The organism is Gilvimarinus sp. DA14, from assembly GCF_024204685.1.
In the GTDB taxonomy this organism is placed as follows: domain Bacteria; phylum Pseudomonadota; class Gammaproteobacteria; order Pseudomonadales; family Cellvibrionaceae; genus Gilvimarinus.
The window spans coordinates 818925-837198 of record NZ_CP100350.1; the positions used below are offsets into that span (position 1 = coordinate 818925).

The window sequence follows — 18274 nt, forward strand, 5'->3', positions numbered from 1 at the left end:
TGAAGTGGCGAGCTTTGCCCGCCTGCTAATCACTTGCAGCTAACGCTGCCCAAAAGCGGTTTGATTGCCGTCTTAACTTGCTTTGCTTTGTAACTTGCCCACCACCTCGCAAATATGCGAGATGGCCTGTTCTATATCTGCACTACTGGTGTCGCGCCCAAGACTGATGCGCAGCGATGAGAGCGCCGCGACATCATCAAGACCAATGGCCTTAAGCACGTAGCTCGGCGCCATAGTCGCGGACGTGCACGCCGAGCCCGTCGAAAGCGCCAAACGGCGCAGACTGAGCAGCAGCATTTCACCATCAACGCCGCTAAAAGCGACATTTAAATGAGTGTAGAGCCGCTTCTCTGGGTGACCATTCAAGCGCACACCAGGCAGATGTTTAATTCCTTGCCAGAGCTTGTCGCGCAAGGGCTCCAGACGTTGCCGATCCGACTCCATTTGCGCTGCTGCCAGCTCACAGGCCACACCAAAACCCACACATTGATGGGTAGGTAAGGTGCCAGAACGCATACCGCGTTCGTGGCCACCACCGTGAATCTGGGCTTTTACTTCAATATCTGGGCTACGGCGCACATACAATGCTCCGATGCCCTTGGGGCCATACAATTTGTGTGCAGACGCCGACAGCAAGTCTACGTCCAGAGCTTTGACATCCACCGGCATCTTGCCCACCGCCTGGGCGGCGTCCACGTGCAGCAGACAACCATTGTCGCGACAGACTTTGGCAATTTCCGCAATCGGGTTAATGGTGCCCAATTCGTTATTCACCAACATGACACTGACTAATTTGGTATCGGCGGTAATGGCATCGGCTACCGCCTGTGCACTCACCAATCCGTTGGCATCTGGCCTAAGTAGATCGAGCTTTACCCCCTGGCCGACCAACCACTGGGCCGGGTCGAGCACCGCTTTGTGCTCAATCGCGCTCACCAGCAGGTGATCCCCCGATTCACACACACCTTTTAAGGCGAGGTTATTGGCCTCTGTCGCGCCGCTCGTCCAAACAATTTCACGAGCATCGGCGCCCAGTAGCGCCGCGACCTGGCCTCTGGCGGCCTCTACTGCCTCTTCGGCCTGCCAGCCATAAATGTGCGAACGAGAAGCCGGGTTGGCGAAATTGCCTTCACGGGTCAAACACTCGGCCATAGCGGCTGCGGCCTGCGGCGCCACGGGCGTTGTGGCGGCATAATCGAGATAAATCGGCTGCATCAGATCACCCTAAATCGCTACAGAGAATCTGCTGGCCGTCGCGGCGCAGATCCTGACGCTGACAGACCGTCTGAATATCGCGCCGGGCCACTAAATCTGCGAGAGTGATACCACTGAGAAACTCATGTATCTGACTGCTTAGATCCTGCCAAAGGTGGTGGGTGATACAAATCTCACCGTCCTGACAATCGCCTTTGCCCTGACACTTGGTGGCATCCAGTGACTCGCTTACCGCATCGACTACCTGCGCCACCGAAACCCGGCTGGCTTCAGCCGACAGACGATAACCACCACCCGGACCGCGAATACTGATCACCAGATCTTCGCGGCGCAATTTGGAAAACAACTGCTCAAGATAAGACAGAGAGATGCCCTGGCGCTCGGATATATCCGCCAGGCTCACAGGCCCCGCATCGCTGTGCAGCGCCAAATCCAACATTGCAGTGACCGCATAGCGGCCTTTGGTGGTCAGTCGCATGGTGTTTCAAGGCTTTCAGTGAAACGGCGTGCAGTGATTTTGATCCCGCACCATAATAACTGAGTATTTTACTCAACTATTCGCAAAATTCCAAGTCTCACGGGGCCTGCGGGCTTACTCTTGCTCCCCAACGTCGCTTTTTTCCAGCTTGCGCTCGGCGTGATAGATATAATTCTGGGTCGCCGTCAGCACACCTCGCAGAATCGACAACTCCATTTCATCCATACGAATTCGGTTATACAAACGACGTAAACGCGTCATGGTTTGACGCGGATTATCCGGCTCTAAAAAGCCCAGATGCTCAAGAGTTTGCTGCAAATGCTCGTAGTAGCGCTCCATCGCCTCGACCTTGGCAGGGGGCACGTCCCAGTCATCGAAGGTGGGCGCCTTGCCATCTTTAGCGGTCAGCCAGGCCATGCGCAACTCGTAGGAAATCACCTGCACCGCTGCGGCTAGGTTGAGCGAGCTGTATTCGTCGTTGGCCGGAATGTGCACGTGATTGTGGCATTTATGCAGCTCTTCGTTAGTCAGGCCGCGGTCTTCGCGCCCAAACAAAATTGCCACCTCGTGCTGCTCAGCCTCGTGCACCGCCTTTTCAGCGCATTCGCGTGGATTCACCAGCGGCCAGGGAATACGGCGCTCGCGGGCGCTGGTGCCGACCACCAGGCCACAACCTTCGATCGCCTCATCCAGGGTCTCCACCACCACGGCATTGTCCAGTACATCGAGGGCGCCAGCGGCGCGCCATACGGCTTTTTCCGCGGGAAATTCTTTGGGCGCCACCAGATACAAACGAGACAGCCCCATATTTTTAATCGCTCGGGCAGCGCCGCCGATATTACCTGGGTGGGATGTGTTGACCAGTACGATGCGTACCTTATCCAGTTGATTATCACTCATGGAACTGCCTCGGGTTGCGCGCCACAGGCGCCAAAAGCGCGGCATTTTAACAAACTTGTCGCCCTAGGCGTAGTAGCCTGCATAGGCTTGCCGAGTTTTCCTTGGTAAGCGGCGCAGGCGTTGCTATAATCGCCGCCTCGGCCGCCCCGGCCCCCGTTCTTTAAACCCTCTTTCGTAACTGGTGCCCCCATGGAACCCATGCTGACAATTGCCCTGCGCGCGGCGCGCAAGGCCGGTGAAATTATCGAGCGCGCTACCGAGCGTTTGGATGTTGTTGCTATTGAAGAAAAAGGCCGCAATGACTTTGTCACCGAGATAGACAAAGCCGCCGAAAAGGAAATTATTTACCACCTGAGAAAAGCCTATCCCGACCACAGCATTGTCGGCGAAGAAGGCGGCTCGCAGCCGGGCAGCAACACAGATGTTGAATGGGTTATCGACCCGCTGGACGGCACCACCAACTTTATTCACGGCATTCCCCACTTTTCCGTTTCCATCGCCTGCCGTATTAAAGGCCAGCTGGAACACGCCGTGGTTTACGACCCCATTAAACGCGAAGAATTTACCGCCAGCCGCGGCCGCGGCGCCGCCCTTAATGGCCGTCGCATCCGCGTCAGCAGCCGCAAAGGTCTGGCCGGTGGTGTTATCGGCACCGGCATTCCGTTTAGCGGCTACGCCCTGGAAAATATTTCTGCATACCTAGCAGCGGTGCAGGAAATTGCCGGCCAAACCTCTGGCATTCGCCGCCCGGGTTCGGCGGCACTGGACTTGGCTTATGTCGCAGCCGGGCGCTTTGATGCCTTTTGGGAGATGAACTTAAACCAGTGGGATATGGCCGCAGGCCTGCTACTGGTGACAGAAGCCGGCGGATTGGTCAGTGACTTTAACGGCGGTAATACACACTATGAAACCGGGCATGTAGTGTGCGGCAGCCCCAAGGTGTTTAAACCGGTGCTGCAAATTGTGAAAAAACACATGGGCCATATTCGCTAGAGTCCTGTTGCCGGCACCTAGGTGCCGGCTAACCCGCATCGATCAGATTGCCTTCAGTACGACCTTCATCGCCAAGCAAGCCATTCAATACCTCAACCAGCTGCTCAATCTGTAGCGGCTTGGTCAAATACTCATAAAATCCCGCCTCACGGCCCTTCTCGACATCGATTGACATCACATTGGCCGACAAGCCTATCACCGGAATATCCCGCGTCGCCGGGTCACTTTGCAACACGCTCAGCACTTCGTAGCCATCCAGGCCGGGCAGATTAATATCCAGAATAATCACCGCTGGACGGGTCTGCCGCGCGCGGTACAAACCAATAAACGGCTCTTCGGCTACCTCCAGCGAGAGATTTTTGTAACGGTAAAAGAAATGCTCCATCAGACGGATGTTGGTCGCATTATCCTCAATGTACAGTATGTCGTGACGCCCGGTTATTCGTAATTCAGTACGCTGGCTTATCTCTGCCAAGGCATCGCCGGGCTGACTCACAAACTGCGCCCGTCCGGCATCGCGCAAGTCCACCCAAAAGCAAGTACCCTCTCCGGTGACGCTGGAAAAATCGATACTGCCATCCATTTTTTCAATTAGTTGCTTGGTAATGACCAGCCCTACACCTGAGCCCTCTACCTTGCTCATTTCGGCATGCAGGCGATTGAACGGCTGAAAGACCTCTTCGCGACGCGACTCTTCAATACCCGTACCCGTATCCTGCACCAAAATTCGCAGCATACGCTCGGGGCGTAACTCCAACTCCACATTAACTTCGCCACCCACGCGGTTGTACTTGATGGCATTGCTCATTAAATTTAAAAGCGCCTGCTTTAAACGGATGGGATCGGCGTGTACGCACACTGAATCCAAACCGTGAAAATCGACTTTTAACAAAATACTACGGGCGTCGGCCTGCGGCTGCAGGAGGGTGACACAGTCATTCAGCAAACGGCTTACTAGAACATTTTGCAAACTGGTTTCCATGGCTCCGGACTCAATTTTAGCGAGGTCTAAAACATCGTTAATCAAACGCAACAAGTGCTCCCCGGCCGCATGAATCTCGCGGATATTCCCCTTTTGAACTTCTTTTAAATTACTGTCGTACTCAAACAGTTGAGCGTAACCGAGAATGGCATTGAGCGGCGTGCGCAACTCGTGGCTCATGCTGGAGAGAAATTCGCTTTTTGCCGAGTTGGCCTTTTCCGCCTGCTCTTTGGCCTTGACCACCCGAGCCTCAGCCCGCTTGATATCGGTGATATCCATATTGGTACCCGACATCCGCATGGGCCTGCCATCGAAATCAAAACTGGCCTTGCCACGGGCACGAATCCAGCGAATTTCGCCATCTTTAGCCCGCACCCGGTATTCCACATCGAACGGCTCCTGGGCGGTTAAGTGACGCTCCAGCGCGCTGTCGAAAAGGGGTAAATCTTCACTGAGAATATGGTTGCGCCACTGTCGCATGCGGTCCCGACCAGTGCTGATTAAATCATCTTCACCGCCGTAACCTAAATGCTCCCAGCAGCGGGCAGAAAAATGGAAGGCGTCGCGATCGGCGTACCACTCCCAGATACCATCGTTAGAGGCCTGAATAATCCTTGCCTGGCGCGCCTCACTTTCACGCAGCGCCGCCTCGACATCTTTGAGTTCAGAGATATCAAAATTTACGCCAGAGATATACATGGCTCTGCCGGACTCGTCGCGAATAGAGTCCGCCCGCACCTGAGTCCAGATATAGTCGCCGCATTTGGTGCGCACTCGGTAACAGGTGTACAGGGGTTCGGCAGTGCGCAAATGCTCGCGCACCGATTCAAACATCTGTTCGACATCGTCCGGGTGAATAAAGGCGGGCAGTTCGCGGGCGTCGGTCAGGCGCTTGCGGTCTTCATCATCGTAGCCGATGGACTCCCAGAAGCCACCCGACCAGTCGATATAATGGGTATTTAAATCCCACTCCCAAAAGCCATAGCCACTGCCGCAAAAAATGCGACGATAACGCTCAACCAATGCCTTGAGCTGATCCGCATTGAGATCATCCAGGGGTTGGGACATGCTGATAGTGGGCTGGTCGTTTATCATTGCGCTCTCCGTTCTGCGCCAAGCATACCCCTAACTTGCCGTTAAAAAAAAGCCCGCACGTTATCGTGCGGGCTTTTATTGGGTAGTCCAGATCAGGGCATTTCGTCGACTTCGCTGCCCTCTTTCTCCGGTGGTATCAGGTCTTCTTTCTGCAGATGCATCCACATCAAGGTGTTGGCCGACACATAAATAGATGAGTAGGTACCCACCACCACACCGACAATCAATGCCAGGGCGAAACCGCTGATCAGCTCGCCACCAAAAACAAATAACATAACCAACACTAACAGCGTGGTTAAAGACGTAATAAAGGTACGCTCCAGTGTCTGAGTCAGTGACGCGTTAATAACCTCGCCAGTGGTGCCTTTACGCATTTTGCGAAAATTCTCGCGAATGCGGTCAAACACCACAATGGTATCGTTGAGGGAGTAACCAATCACCGCCAGCACAGCGGCCAGTACCGTCAAGTCAAAATCAATTTGCAGCAAGGCAAAAAAACCGAGCACGATGATCACATCGTGAACCAGAGCTAACACCGCACCGACCGAGAACTTAAACTGAAAGCGCGCCGCCACATACAGCATTACCACAGCCAGGGCAATCAGCATCCCCAGACCGCCTTCGTCACGCAGCTCAGCACCAATTTGCGGGCCGACATACTCACTGCGGCGCAGCTCCACTTCACTGCCGGTTTCGCGCGACAGTACTTCAAGCAGCTCTTGGGTGTAGGCATTATCCAGTGAATTTTCCACCAACACACCTAACTGCTCGCCATTGTCGACAACACGAGTGTCGCCAAAATAACGCGGCGGAAACAACTCAGACGAATCAAGCTGGACGGCGGTAGCACCGCTAAACACCAGCTCTTGAGCATAATTGCCTTGATCGCGAGGCGCGCGGTTTACCGAATCTAAGCTAGCCCCCGGCACCGCCTGTTGCAGACGCTCCTGCAGCGCGGCCTGGCCGCCGTCGCCCATCGCACCCTGAGTGCGGATAAGCACTTCAGTATCCGAACCAAACAGCACGGCAACGGGATTCTTAAGACCCTGCTCATCCAAAATGGAGCGAATCTCGGGAATATCCGCAGGCTCGGAAAAACTAACCTCCACCTGGGCACCGCCGGTAAAATCCAAGCCGAGCTTGAGCCCATTCATTACCAGTGCGCCTATGGCCACTACCAGCAAAATCACAGACAGAGCGGTCGCGGGGATCCGGGCCCCCATAAAATTCAATATTTTTTGTTCAGACATGACCGGCTCCTTAAATCCAAAGCTTTTTCAGGTTTTTGCGACCGCCGTACACCAAGTTGGTCAGGGCACGGGTACCCATAATGGCGGTAAACATGGAGGTAAGAATCCCGATGGACAGTGTTACCGCAAAGCCTTTAACCGGCCCGGTGCCAATGGCATAGAGAATCACCGCGACAATTAAGGTGGTGATATTGGCATCCAGAATGGTGACATAGGCGCGATCGTAACCTGCGGAAATCGCCGACTGCGGACTGGCTCCGGCCTTAAGCTCCTCCCGTATTCGCGCAAAAATAAGCACATTGGCGTCCACCGCCATACCCACAGTGAGCACGATACCGGCAATACCCGGTAAGGTTAGCGTGGCACCCAGCAGCGACATAACTGCCACCAACAGCAACATGTTTACGGCCAGTGCGATATTGGCAAAAATACCAAACACCTTGTAGTAAACCAGCATAAACAGCAGCACCAAAGCCAAGCCCCACTGCACAGACTTAACCCCAAGCTCAATGTTCTCTGCCCCCAAAGAAGGGCCGATAGTACGCTCTTCGACAAAATACATAGGCGCGGCCAGTGCGCCCGAGCGCAGCATTAGCGCAAGCTCTGAAGCGGCGCGAGGTGAATCCAGGCCGGTGATACGAAACTGAACCCCCAGAGCCCCCTGAATCGTCGCCAGGCTGATCACGCTGCGCTCTACATATTGCTCGGGCACTTGCACTTCTTCACCGCTCTCGTTGACTTCGGTGTTCATGCGAGTCTTGTACTCGATAAACAACACCGCCATGCGGCGGCCTATATTCGAGCGGGTGGCGTGGTTCATCTTGGTACCACCCAGGCTGTCCAGGGTGATGTTGACCTGGGGCATGTTGGTTTCCGGGTCCACCGAGGCATTGGCATTGGCCACATGGTCACCGGTTAAAATCAACTTGCGCTCAAGGCTTGCGGGATAACCATTGTAGTCAAACTCTTCGGTCGCCGCTGACAGCGCATCCGGCTCGGCCTCAAGGCGGAACTCCAGGTTAGCCGTCTTACCGATCACCCGCTTGGCCTCGGCGGTGTCCTGAACCCCGGGCAGCTGCACAATGATTCGGTTGCGCCCCTGGCTCTGCACAATTGGCTCGGATACGCCCAATTCGTTAACCCGCTTGCGCAGGGTTGTGAGGTTTTGCGTCAGCGCATCCTGCTCCATTTGGCGCTGCGCGGCCTCGCTCAGAGTGGCGGTAAAGCGGTAGTGGCCGTTCTCCTCGGGAAAGTCGTTATCAAACAGCATCTGCCGGTATTCGCTACGCAGCGCGCTCACCGCCTGGTCGCGCAAGTCTTCAGAGCGGAAGTATGCGTTAATAACGGTGTTTTCAACGTCAAACTTCAAGTAACGAATACGCTCATCGCGCAATTGATCTTTCATTTCATCGGCGCTGGTTTGCTGGCGTTTGGTGATCGCCGAGTCTACGTCCACCTCCAGCAAAAAGTGCACCCCGCCGCGCAAGTCCAGGCCCAACTTCATCGGGCTGGCTCCCATCGACACCAGCCAATCGGGCGTGGTCGGCGCCTGATTCAGTGCCACTACATAGTCACTGCCGAGTGCCTGCTGCACCACTGTTTTACCCTGCAGCTGATCTTCACCATTATTGAAGCGAAGCTCGGCCGAGGTGTCGGAAAACTCGCTGCCAAAGTAGCTAATGCCCGCATCATTCAGCGCCTGTTCGGCACGCTTGAGGGTGGCCGCGTCTATGGTCAGATCGCTGGAGCTCCCAGAGATTTGAATGGCGTCATCCGGCGGGTAAAGGTTGGGGGCCGAGTAAACAAAGCCCAGAACTGCTACCAAAACGATCAGCAGATATTTCCAGAGTGGATAGCGGTTTAACATACGAAAATCCGTCAAGGCGCTGACTTAACCACGGGGGGACATCAGGCGTGTTATCAATTGTGCCCCTGTATATGGGACTGAACGCTGTAATCTCAAGTACGGAGGCGGATTATACCGAAACTCACCGCCACCACAATGACACCCGAATCAGGGGGCTGGCGGCACCTCTAAGCCCTGGCGACCGTAAAAATCTTCTAGAAACTCGTTCATGCTGTCTTCATCGATGGCGCGTCGCAGATCGGCCATCAGGTTCTGGTAGTAACGCAGGTTGTGAATCGTGTTGAGCTGGGCGCCAAGAATTTCGCCGCATTTATCCAGGTGATGCAGATAACTGCGACTGAAGTTAGTGCAGGTATGACAATCGCAGCGCTCGTCCAGCGGACCAGTATCATGGCGGTGGCGGGCGTTGCGAATTTTAATCACCCCCTCACTGGTAAATAAATGGCCATTGCGAGCATTGCGAGTGGGCATTACGCAGTCAAACATGTCGACACCCCGGCGCACGGCTTCGACAATATCAGCCGGCTTGCCTACACCCATTAAATAGCGGGGACGGTCGGCCGGCATTTGCGGGGCAAGATGCTCCAACACCCTCAGCATATCTTCTTTGGGTTCGCCCACAGACAAGCCGCCGATGGCATAGCCGTCAAAATCTATCTCGGCTAAACCTTGCAAGGATTCGCTGCGCAGGTTTACATACATTCCACCCTGCACTATGCCAAACAACGCCGATGGGTTATCGCCATGGGCCTCTTTGGAACGTTTGGCCCAGCGCAGGGATAGCTCCATAGAGCTGCGGGCCTCGGCTGGGGTGGCCGGGTATGGGGTACACTCGTCAAAAATCATAACGATGTCCGAGCCCAAATCGCGCTGCACCTGCATGGATAGCTCGGGATCCATAAACACCTTGCTGCCATCAATAGGCGAGCGAAAAGACACACCCTCTTCGGTAATTTTGCGCAACTTGCCCAAACTAAACACTTGGAACCCGCCCGAATCGGTAAGAATAGGCCTATCCCACCGCATAAAGTCGTGCAAATCGCCGTGGGCTTTGATGACCTCAGTACCCGGGCGCAGCATCAAGTGAAAGGTATTACCAAGAATAATTTCAGCACCTATTTCTTCGATTTCGCGTGGCGCCATGCCTTTGACCGTGCCGTAGGTGCCCACCGGCATAAATGCCGGTGTCTGAATATCGCCACGGGGAAAGCTCAGAGTGCCGCGCCGGGCGCCCTGCTCTTGTTTATGCAAGGTAAACGTCATTTTGCATTGTCGGGTCATATCTTGCTCACTGCTTAACGGTTGGGCACGACGAAGGTCGATTAACGATCGGAATTTGGTGCATCCGGCTCTGGGTTGCGGGTAATAAACATGGCATCGCCATAACTGAAAAAGCGATATTCATGCTCAACGGCCTGACGATAGGCCTCCATGGTGTGACGGTAGCCGGCAAATGCGCTTACCAGCATCATCAACGTTGACTCGGGTAAATGAAAGTTGGTTACCAAGGCATCCACCACGTGAAATTGATACCCGGGGAAGATAAAGATATCCGTCTCTCCCTGAAAAGGCGCCAGTTCACCACCATTAAAATATGCCGCACTTTCCAGGCTGCGCACACTGGTGGTGCCTACGGCAATAACACGACCACCAGCTGCCTTGGCCGCCGCCACCTTGCGACAGACCTCAGCACTCACCTCAGCTACCTCGGAGTGCATGGTGTGCTCGGCAATATTGTCCACTTTCACCGGCTGGAAGGTTCCCGCCCCCACATGTAAGGTGACGAACGCGCGCTCGATACCTCGATCTTCCAGCTCCTGCAGCATGGCCTCATCAAAATGCAGACCTGCGGTGGGCGCGGCGACCGCCCCCTCGCGCTTGCCGTACACGGTTTGATAGCGCTCGCGATCGTCCGCGGCGTCTGCGCGGTCGATATAGGGCGGCAGAGGCATATGCCCCAGGCGGTTTAGCACCTCGAGCACAGGCTCGGGAAACTCAATGGCAAACAGAGCGCCTTGACGGTCTGTCACGGTCAAGCGGGTATCATCTTCCAGAATTAACTCGGACTCTGGCTTGGGCGAGCGACTGGCCCGCGTGTGGGCCAATACTGTGTACTCGGAGGTCACCCGCTCAACCAATATCTCCACCTGGCCACCCGAGGCCTTTTTACCAAACAAACGCGCGGGTATCACACGGGTATCGTTAAACACCATCAAATCACCGGGCCGCAATTGCTCCAGCAAATCGGTGAATTGAGCATGGCGAGTATTGCCGCTGGGGCCATCTAGCATCAATAGCCGGCTACCGCGACGCTCGGCGGCAGGTTCTTTGGCGATTAATTGATCAGGCAGAGAGTAGAAAAAGTCCTGGCGCTGCATAAAAAACGTCCGGAGCCGATTACAAGGCGCGCAAGAGTAGCCCAATTAACCTCTTCTTGCCAGTATTTGGTTGACGAAGCAAAAGTCGCTGATATAATCACGCCCACTTCGCCAGAGTGATGAAATTGGTAGACATGAGGGATTCAAAATCCCTTGCCTTCACGGGCGTGCCGGTTCGAGTCCGGCCTCTGGTACCATATCTAAATAAGGCCCCGCCATGCGGGGCCTTATTTGTTTCCGCCTCCCAGTTTATCCGCGCCGCTGTTTTATTTATCTCTTCTTCTATTGCAGCGGACTTTAAATCGTCGCATTTGTTGCCTATGCTGAAACATCATTCCGCACAGGAGGCACGCTGTGTACCGCGACAATCTCGCCCACACAGAGCAACACTTATCGGATACTTTTTCCCGCATTCGCCAACGCAGCCTAGAGCTGGTGCGGGGCTTTAGCGCCGAAGACTTGCAAATTCAGTCGATGCCTGACGCCAGTCCGGGCAAATGGCACCTGGCTCACACTACCTGGTTTTTTGATCACTTCATTCTCCGTCAGCACCAGTCCGAATACCGCCCTTTTAACAGCAGCTTCGATTTTCTCTTCAATTCCTATTACGACGCGGTAGGCAGTCGTCACCCGCGACCCGAGCGGGGCTTGCTAAGCCGCCCCAGCCTGCAGGAGATCTTGGACTACCGTGCGCACGTCGATCAGGCGCTACTGTCTTTATTAACTCCTGCTGCTCCCAGCCAGCAGCTGCAGTCACTTGTGATTACCGGACTGCATCATGAAATGCAGCATCAAGAACTGTTGCTGACGGATTTGAAGCACGCTTTATCGCGCAACTGGTACGCGCTGCCCGAGCTAAGTGCAGAGCCTTCCACCGGCAACAGAGATACATCCATCGCGTTCAGCCGTTTCGATGAAACCATTACCCAGGTGGGCGCTAGCGCTGAAGGCTTTAGCTACGACTGTGAGCAACCGCGCCACCGGGTATTTCTCGAACCCTATGAGCTGCGGCACGGACTCGTCAGCAATCGTGAGTGGCTGGCCTTTATGGCCGATGGCGGTTACCAAAACCCCGCACTCTGGCTGAGCGATGGCTGGACCTGCTGCCAGCAAGCTAAGTGGCAAGCACCTTTATACTGGCAACAAACCGATGACGGCTGGCAGGAGCTGACTTTTTATGGCCATCAAGCCGTAGCGCTCGATGCCCCTGTATGTCATATCAGCTACTACGAGGCCGACGCCTTTTGCCGCTGGGCCGGCTGGCGCCTGCCAACGGAATTTGAATGGGAACACGCCGCGCGCCGCGAAGCCGGGATTACTGGTCATTTTGCCGAGAACGAACCCTGGCACCCGCAAGGCCAAGCGTGCGACGGGCTATCGCAGATGTACGGCACCGTCTGGGAATGGACCTGCAGCGCCTTTGCTCCCTACCCCGGCTTTACCCCTTTGCAGGGCGCGCTGGGTGAATACAACGGCAAATTTATGGCCAATCAATTCGTACTTAAAGGCGGCTCTTGTGCCACACCCGCAGAGCAAATGCGGCACAGCTATCGCAACTTCTTCCACCCCTATCAGCGCTGGCAGTTCAGCGGTGTCAGGCCGGCGCGAGCCGCAAAATAGCACCAGGTATTCATTACCAAGACACAATCGTCAAGGAGTAACTATGCAGCAGGCACAGGCAATCGAGAGCGCGACCCAACCCGGTAGTGAGTTTTTAATTGATGTTCTGCAGGGATTGCAGTCTAGCCCCAAGCATTTGCCACCCAAGTATTTTTACGACGCTCGCGGCTCAAAGTATTTTGACGAAATTTGCAATTTGCCAGAGTACTACCTGTACCACGCCGAGCTGGAATTACTGCCCATTGTCGCCCATGACTTAGCCAAATTTATCAAGCAGCGCGGCCAGCCGCCGTTAGAAATTGTCGAGTTTGGTGCAGGCTCATTGCGCAAAATAGGCATATTGCTGCGCGCCATTCCTCACCTACATCACTTTACCGCCATCGACATCAGCCGCGAGCACTTGATCGATGCCTGCCGCACCCTCGAGAGCCAATACCGCGAACTGACCATTACCCCCTGCGTACACGATTTCACCAAGCCTCTGGCACTTTGCGACAGTCAGCGCACCAGAGTGGGATTCTTTCCCGGATCCACTATCGGCAATCTAAGCCACAGCGAAGCGCAGATGTTTTTGCGCAATGCGGCGCAAACTTTGGGCGCGGGCAGCTATTTGCTAATTGGCGTCGATACGAAAAAATCCGAAGCGGTACTGCAGCGCGCTTACAATGACTCACGCGGCGTTACCGCGCGCTTTAATAAAAATATTTTACAGCGCATTAATCGCGAATTAGATGGCAATTTTGTGCTGGAAAACTTTGGTCATCACGCTTTTTATAATGAAGAGCAAGGCCGGGTAGAGATGCATTTGCGCAGCCTTAAATCCCACGCGGTAGATGTCGGCGGAGAATCCATTGAGTTTCATCGCGGCGAGAGTATTCATACCGAAAACTCCTATAAGTACCGCCCATCTGAATTTACTCAACTGGCCAAACGCGCCGGCTGGAGCACCGAAAAACTCTGGTTGGCCCCGGATGATCAGTTTGCCATTAGCCTGCTTAAGCATGACGGATGAGGCTTTTGTCTGCCAAAGCTTTTGCGGCCCCGGGGCCACGGGCAACATACACCAGATAGAAGCGGGCGTCTCTTTGCGCCGCAATTGCCCAACTGACATCCCTCTTGTACAACTAAGCATCACCAAGCAAGGCTACCGGGTAGACTTTTGGCAAAACGGTCGCCCGGTGCGCCGCTGCGGCTCGGGCACCATAGCGCTGGCGGCCTATCTCTATCATCGCCGCACTGATGGCGATTTTTTTCACACTCGTGTTCATACCCACACCGGCACCATTGAGCTGGGCTACGACCCACTGGGGCCTTATTATGTAGATCGTGCCCTGCCCCAACTGCCGCTGCGCCAACCGCGTCTGTGGAGCCATCTCGGGAACCTCAGGATTATCCACGGTGCCTATGCCGGTGGCCGCGGTGAGTACTGCATCGCCCTGTGTCAGAACCGGCAGGAGCTAATTGCCGCCAAGCCCAGACTGCACCAGTTTGCGCTCTATACCGGACGCGCACTTATTGCCGCCTGTAAGGCCGGAGATTCAACTCACATGCGCTATTTTGCGCCTCAGTACGGGCAGCAAGAGGACGCCGCAACAGGCTCAGCCAGCGTGCAACTGGCTGAATTCATCTATCGACTGGCGGGCCAGACGCACCTTGATATTCAGCAGCTCTCATCGCAAGGCGGGCGTATACAGTGCCGACGAATTAGCCCGGCAATGATAAAGGTGCGCGGCCAATATCGCATTTGCTCGCAATAACACAGGCAGCGGTCCCCCAATGCAGCCGTGATATACTTGGCCGCGCAAAAAACCACGAGACTTAGCCATGCAACCCACGCGAGTATCACAAGCTGTTATGTTTGCCGATGTATCCGGCAGCTCGCGCCTGTACAAAAGACATGGCAACACCCAAGCCAAGCTGCAGATAGACAACACTTTGCTGGGCACTCGGCAGATTATCGAACAGCATGATGGCGTCGTGGTGAAAACCCTGGGCGATGAAATTATGGCCCGCTTTCTCAGTCCTCAAATGGCCTGCCGCGCCGCCATTGCATTGCAGCGCCGCGCCCAGGAAGAGGACAACCTGGCGCTGCGAATCGGCATCTCATATGGCGACACCCTGATGGACAATCAGGGCGATGTTTTCGGCGATGTCGTGAATGATGCCGCCGATGTCTCGCACATCGCCCGCGGCCGGCAGATCGTCATTACCGACAATCTGAGAAGTGAATTACCCGAGGTATTTCAGCATCAGTGTGAGGCTTTTGACTGCATCGCCCTCAAAGGCGCCTCCCACAGCAGGGTTGTCTACCGGCTGTGCTGGGAAAGCCAAGCCCAGCCACATAAGGCTACAGCAGTGATGGAAGTGGCCGAAATCAATCAACTATTGCAAGCACACCGCCTGAGTTTGAGCGGCCCTGATCGCTCACAGAGCTATAGCCCAGATCAGCTGCCGCTAAGTATCGGTCGCGATGCCAGTGCCGTGAACTGGCTGGCGAGACACGAGCGGGTCTCGCGCGAACATTGCGACATTGTTTTTAGGCGAGGCAAATTTGTGCTGCGCGATCACAGCACCAACGGAACCTATGTGTGTATCGAGGGTAGCGAGCCTGTTTACATCCGCCGCGAAGAAATTCCACTGATGGGATCGGGTTTCGTCGCCTTGGGGCAAAAGCCCAGTGAGGCAAACAGCTACCAGCTGCAATATTGCGCCCAGGCCCCAGAAACAACTGAATAGAAAAACCGAGTTCTGCATCAATGAATGAAACCCAACCTCTTCCCTCTGTCGCCAATGCTGGTTTGGCCAAACGTCTTGCGGCCGCCGTGTACGACTGGTTACTTTTACTTGCCATTAGTATTGGCTACGGCGCTGCGGTGTTGGCCGTTAAAGTCAAACTATTAGGACTTGAGCTAGCAGAAGGCGAAAAGGCCAGTATGGGGCTTTTAGGCTTTGCTGGCTGGCTGCTGGTGCTAATGGCGTTTTACTGTCTGTTCTGGCGCCGTTTCGGGCAAACTCTGGGAATGAAAGCCTGGCGACTAAAGGTCACCGATATAAACGGCGAAAACATCACCCTGGCGCGGGGCATGCTGCGCTGCTGCTGCGCAATACTCAGCGCCCTACCCGCCGGTCTCGGCTACTGGTGGATGTTGGTTGACTCACAACGCCTGACATTACACGACAGGCTCTCAGGCACTCGGGTCTGGCAACTACCCAAGGGCTTATAGTTAGTTTTAAGTTTTAGCCCGCTCGCTTTAACAGCACCCAGCCAACCAGCAAACAAACTAGAATCGGTATGGCCACCGCGATCAGCGGTGGAAAACCAAACACGATACTCGATGGCCCCAGCAGACTTTGCAATAAACGAAAACCGATACCAAAAGCCACACCGGTAAAGATTTTCTGCCCCATGCTAACGCTGCGCAAGGGACCAAAGATAAAAGAGATAGCAATTAACACCAAGCTGATGGTGGCAAGAGGCTGTAACAACTTTTGCCAAAACGCCAGGGCGTACTCGCCGGCGTGCAAGTTTTGATCGGCCAAATAACGGCTGTAGCTGCGCAAACTGCTGATGGACAACACCTCGGGCTCCATCGCCACTACATTCAACAGTGCCGGGGTTAATTCAGTATCCCAGCGACGTTTCCGCATCCGCTCGGTAGCTATGCTAGCGCCTGAAAAGTTAGTAATAGACACGCCGGTTTCTTCCCAGTGATCACCGCGATACTCAACTTCGCGGGTAAAACTGGCGCTTGTCAAATCACCATTGTCAAACTGGTAACGAGTCACACCGAACAGCTTGCCGTCTGGCTGAACCACATTAAAACGAATGTATTCATTGGCCTCGCGATGCCATACGCCCCGCCTCGCCTGATCTTCATTTGTGTAACCCAAGGCCAGTGAGCGCCGGCTGTCGGCTGTCTGCTCCGCGTAGGGCACAACAAACTCGCCTAAACACAGCGCCAGGGCAATAAACACCATTACCGGCTTTAGCACGATCCAGGTTATCTGTAGCACCGAAACCCCGGCCGCACGAATAACCACCAGTTCACTGCTGCCGGCGAGGCTACCAAGGCCGATCAAACACCCCACCAAGACCGCGTAGGGAATAAACTCGTAAACACTGCTGGGAATACCCCAAACGATGTAAACCAGCATTTCATAAAAGGTGTAGTTCTCGCGCAGACTATCGAGCTGGTCGATAATTTTACCGATAAAATCTAATCCCAGCACCAGCGCCAACACCATCAAGGTGGCGACGAATACCTGTCTGGCAATATAGCGATTGAGTATTCTCAACGGGTCCCCCGCACAGCACTGAGCAATTTTCCCGGGCCGGTGAACAAAAGCACTGCCAAAGCGAAAAAGCAAAGGTGCACCAACCACAGACCTGGCAGAGGCGGAAACTTGCCTTCTTCAACGGCGCTGCGAACAGTGCTTAACGCAGCAACGTAAAGCAAATACAAAATAATCGCTGGCAGCATTTTCATAAACCGCCCCTGGCGCGGACTGGTGCGACTTAAAGGCACCGCCAGAACCGTCACCACCAACACCAATATAGGCATGGACAGGCGCCATTGAATGGCCGCTTGGCTCTGCACCGAGCCGTCGGCCAGAAGAGTAAGCGTATCGCGGGCGTCCGCCTCGACGGCAAAAGAATCGGCGACACTAGGCTCGGGAATGTGTTGTCCCAAACGCTCGAACTCAGTCACCTGGAAGTCAGCAGCACCTGGGCGCCCCTGATAGCGCACCCCATCATGGAGTTCCAGATAGCGCTCGCCAAATTCCGGGTGCACTATCTGATTGCCGCGCTGGGCGAGTGATACCGCCGGCAATTGATCAGCGCCGCCAACCTGAGCGACAAACAAATTGTTTAGCTGGCTGTTGTTGTGACTCACTGTTTCCACGTAAGTCACCTGACGGCCGCCGTTAAGCTTTTGAAAATGCCCTGATCGCAGCATGGTAAATTCACTGCGTGAGGCCTGCTCCGCAAACAGCAACTCCGTCTGCGCCGCTCCCCAAGGACTAACCCATAAACTCATGGCTCCGATCAGCACAGCCACTAAAACGCCGGGTACAGCAGTAATTACCAACAACTGCCGCTGACTCATACCGCAGGCAGACAACACGACCATTTCGCTATCCATATGCAAACGCCCGTAGGCGAGCAAGATAGCGATCAAAAAACCCAATGGAATGATAAGTTCGAGAAACCCAGGAAGACGATACGCCATAATGGCGAACAGCACATCTACCGCTATTTTGCCCGCAGCGGCATCGGCAAGGTATTTCACAAAACGCCCGCTCATAATAATGAGCAGCAGAGTTGTGCTTACCGCCAGCATGGTCAGCAAGATTTCTCGGGATAAATAACGGTAGATGATCAAAATCTAAACACCCATCCTTTAACCGGCGGTTTAAAGGACTTTAGCTGTGTAATAACTTGGCGCGCTCTAGCGCCGTGGTAAACTCTACACCAAGGTTGAGGCCATTACGACC

At 54.6% G+C, this 18274-nt stretch carries 16 protein-coding genes and 1 tRNA gene; 7 read left to right on the forward strand and 10 right to left on the reverse strand.

The genetic code is table 11. From position 1 onward, the window contains the following. Positions 1-72: 72 nt before the first annotated feature. The 3 genes from NHM04_RS03470 to trmJ all read right to left on the reverse strand — a co-directional run bounded on the left by NHM04_RS03470 (position 73) and on the right by trmJ (position 2593). Entirely contained in the window at positions 73-1218 is a 1146-nt protein-coding gene (locus NHM04_RS03470) for a cysteine desulfurase family protein (RefSeq protein ID WP_254266587.1), read from the reverse strand. A gap of 1 nt (position 1219) precedes the next feature. Then, entirely contained in the window at positions 1220-1693 is a 474-nt protein-coding gene (gene iscR, locus NHM04_RS03475; protein ID WP_254265663.1) for a Fe-S cluster assembly transcriptional regulator IscR, read from the reverse strand. A 114-nt stretch (positions 1694-1807) separates the two neighbouring features. Then, entirely contained in the window at positions 1808-2593 is a 786-nt protein-coding gene (gene trmJ, locus NHM04_RS03480; RefSeq protein WP_254265664.1) for a tRNA (cytosine(32)/uridine(32)-2'-O)-methyltransferase TrmJ, read from the reverse strand. Between the two features lie 189 nt (positions 2594-2782). Here trmJ and NHM04_RS03485 point away from each other — a divergent pair, with 189 nt between their 5' ends. After that, positions 2783-3586 carry an inositol monophosphatase family protein gene (locus NHM04_RS03485; RefSeq protein ID WP_254265665.1) on the forward strand — a complete coding sequence of 268 codons (804 nt, stop codon included), beginning with the start codon at positions 2783-2785 and terminating at the stop codon, positions 3584-3586. 28 nt (positions 3587-3614) lie between these two features. Here NHM04_RS03485 and NHM04_RS03490 read toward each other — a convergent pair whose 3' ends face one another. From NHM04_RS03490 to queA, 5 genes are all read right to left on the reverse strand, one after another. Next, positions 3615-5663 carry a PAS domain-containing protein gene (locus tag NHM04_RS03490; protein WP_254265666.1) on the reverse strand — a complete coding sequence of 683 codons (2049 nt, stop codon included), beginning with the start codon at positions 5661-5663 and terminating at the stop codon, positions 3615-3617. 92 nt (positions 5664-5755) lie between these two features. Further along, on the reverse strand, positions 5756-6913 hold the full coding sequence (gene secF, locus NHM04_RS03495; protein ID WP_371872574.1) for a protein translocase subunit SecF: 1158 nt from the start codon (positions 6911-6913) through the stop codon (positions 5756-5758). Between the two features lie 10 nt (positions 6914-6923). After that, positions 6924-8780: a protein translocase subunit SecD gene (gene secD, locus NHM04_RS03500; RefSeq protein WP_254265667.1), complete on the reverse strand. Its 1857-nt coding sequence runs from the start codon at positions 8778-8780 to the stop codon at positions 6924-6926. A 147-nt stretch (positions 8781-8927) separates the two neighbouring features. Further along, positions 8928-10061, reverse strand: a complete 1134-nt coding sequence (gene tgt, locus NHM04_RS03505; protein WP_254265668.1) for a tRNA guanosine(34) transglycosylase Tgt — start codon at positions 10059-10061, stop codon at positions 8928-8930. 41 nt (positions 10062-10102) lie between these two features. Further along, complete coding sequence (gene queA, locus NHM04_RS03510) at positions 10103-11158, reverse strand: tRNA preQ1(34) S-adenosylmethionine ribosyltransferase-isomerase QueA (RefSeq protein WP_254265669.1); 1056 nt, start codon at positions 11156-11158, stop codon at positions 10103-10105. A gap of 110 nt (positions 11159-11268) precedes the next feature. Between queA and NHM04_RS03515 the strand changes: the two genes are divergently transcribed. From NHM04_RS03515 to NHM04_RS03540, 6 genes are all read left to right on the forward strand, one after another. After that, positions 11269-11355: transfer RNA gene (locus NHM04_RS03515), tRNA-Leu, on the forward strand. Between the two features lie 157 nt (positions 11356-11512). Continuing rightward, positions 11513-12778 carry an ergothioneine biosynthesis protein EgtB gene (gene egtB / locus NHM04_RS03520; RefSeq protein WP_254265670.1) on the forward strand — a complete coding sequence of 422 codons (1266 nt, stop codon included), beginning with the start codon at positions 11513-11515 and terminating at the stop codon, positions 12776-12778. 43 nt (positions 12779-12821) lie between these two features. After that, complete coding sequence (gene egtD / locus NHM04_RS03525) at positions 12822-13790, forward strand: L-histidine N(alpha)-methyltransferase (RefSeq protein WP_254265671.1); 969 nt, start codon at positions 12822-12824, stop codon at positions 13788-13790. After that, positions 13759-14535 carry a PhzF family phenazine biosynthesis protein gene (locus NHM04_RS03530; RefSeq protein ID WP_254265672.1) on the forward strand — a complete coding sequence of 259 codons (777 nt, stop codon included), beginning with the start codon at positions 13759-13761 and terminating at the stop codon, positions 14533-14535. Before egtD ends, NHM04_RS03530 begins: the two co-directional genes overlap by 32 nt. A gap of 67 nt (positions 14536-14602) precedes the next feature. Beyond that, a complete protein-coding gene (locus tag NHM04_RS03535; protein WP_254265673.1) occupies positions 14603-15514 on the forward strand; it encodes an adenylate/guanylate cyclase domain-containing protein in 912 nt (303 codons plus the stop codon). Between the two features lie 20 nt (positions 15515-15534). Continuing rightward, entirely contained in the window at positions 15535-16002 is a 468-nt protein-coding gene (locus NHM04_RS03540; protein ID WP_254265674.1) for an RDD family protein, read from the forward strand. 13 nt (positions 16003-16015) lie between these two features. Here NHM04_RS03540 and lptG read toward each other — a convergent pair whose 3' ends face one another. Both lptG and lptF read right to left on the reverse strand, forming a co-directional pair. Then, positions 16016-17074: an LPS export ABC transporter permease LptG gene (gene lptG / locus NHM04_RS03545; protein ID WP_254265675.1), complete on the reverse strand. Its 1059-nt coding sequence runs from the start codon at positions 17072-17074 to the stop codon at positions 16016-16018. After that, entirely contained in the window at positions 17071-18162 is a 1092-nt protein-coding gene (gene lptF, locus NHM04_RS03550; RefSeq protein WP_254265676.1) for an LPS export ABC transporter permease LptF, read from the reverse strand. The genes lptG and lptF overlap by 4 nt, the downstream gene beginning before the upstream one ends. Between the last annotated feature and the right edge of the window lie 112 nt (positions 18163-18274).

Coding starts and splice junctions, on each gene's coding strand:
- secF (WP_371872574.1), bottom strand. CDS start 6,913: ATGTCTGAACAAAAAATATTGAATTTTATGGGGGCCCGGATCCCCGCG.
- queA (WP_254265669.1), bottom strand. CDS start 11,158: ATGCAGCGCCAGGACTTTTTCTACTCTCTGCCTGATCAATTAATCGCC.
- NHM04_RS03535 (WP_254265673.1), top strand. CDS start 14,603: ATGCAACCCACGCGAGTATCACAAGCTGTTATGTTTGCCGATGTATCC.
- NHM04_RS03540 (WP_254265674.1), top strand. CDS start 15,535: ATGAATGAAACCCAACCTCTTCCCTCTGTCGCCAATGCTGGTTTGGCC.
- NHM04_RS03485 (WP_254265665.1), top strand. CDS start 2,783: ATGGAACCCATGCTGACAATTGCCCTGCGCGCGGCGCGCAAGGCCGGT.
- tgt (WP_254265668.1), bottom strand. CDS start 10,061: ATGACCCGACAATGCAAAATGACGTTTACCTTGCATAAACAAGAGCAG.
- trmJ (WP_254265664.1), bottom strand. CDS start 2,593: ATGAGTGATAATCAACTGGATAAGGTACGCATCGTACTGGTCAACACA.
- NHM04_RS03490 (WP_254265666.1), bottom strand. CDS start 5,663: ATGATAAACGACCAGCCCACTATCAGCATGTCCCAACCCCTGGATGAT.
- iscR (WP_254265663.1), bottom strand. CDS start 1,693: ATGCGACTGACCACCAAAGGCCGCTATGCGGTCACTGCAATGTTGGAT.
- secD (WP_254265667.1), bottom strand. CDS start 8,780: ATGTTAAACCGCTATCCACTCTGGAAATATCTGCTGATCGTTTTGGTA.
- egtD (WP_254265671.1), top strand. CDS start 12,822: ATGCAGCAGGCACAGGCAATCGAGAGCGCGACCCAACCCGGTAGTGAG.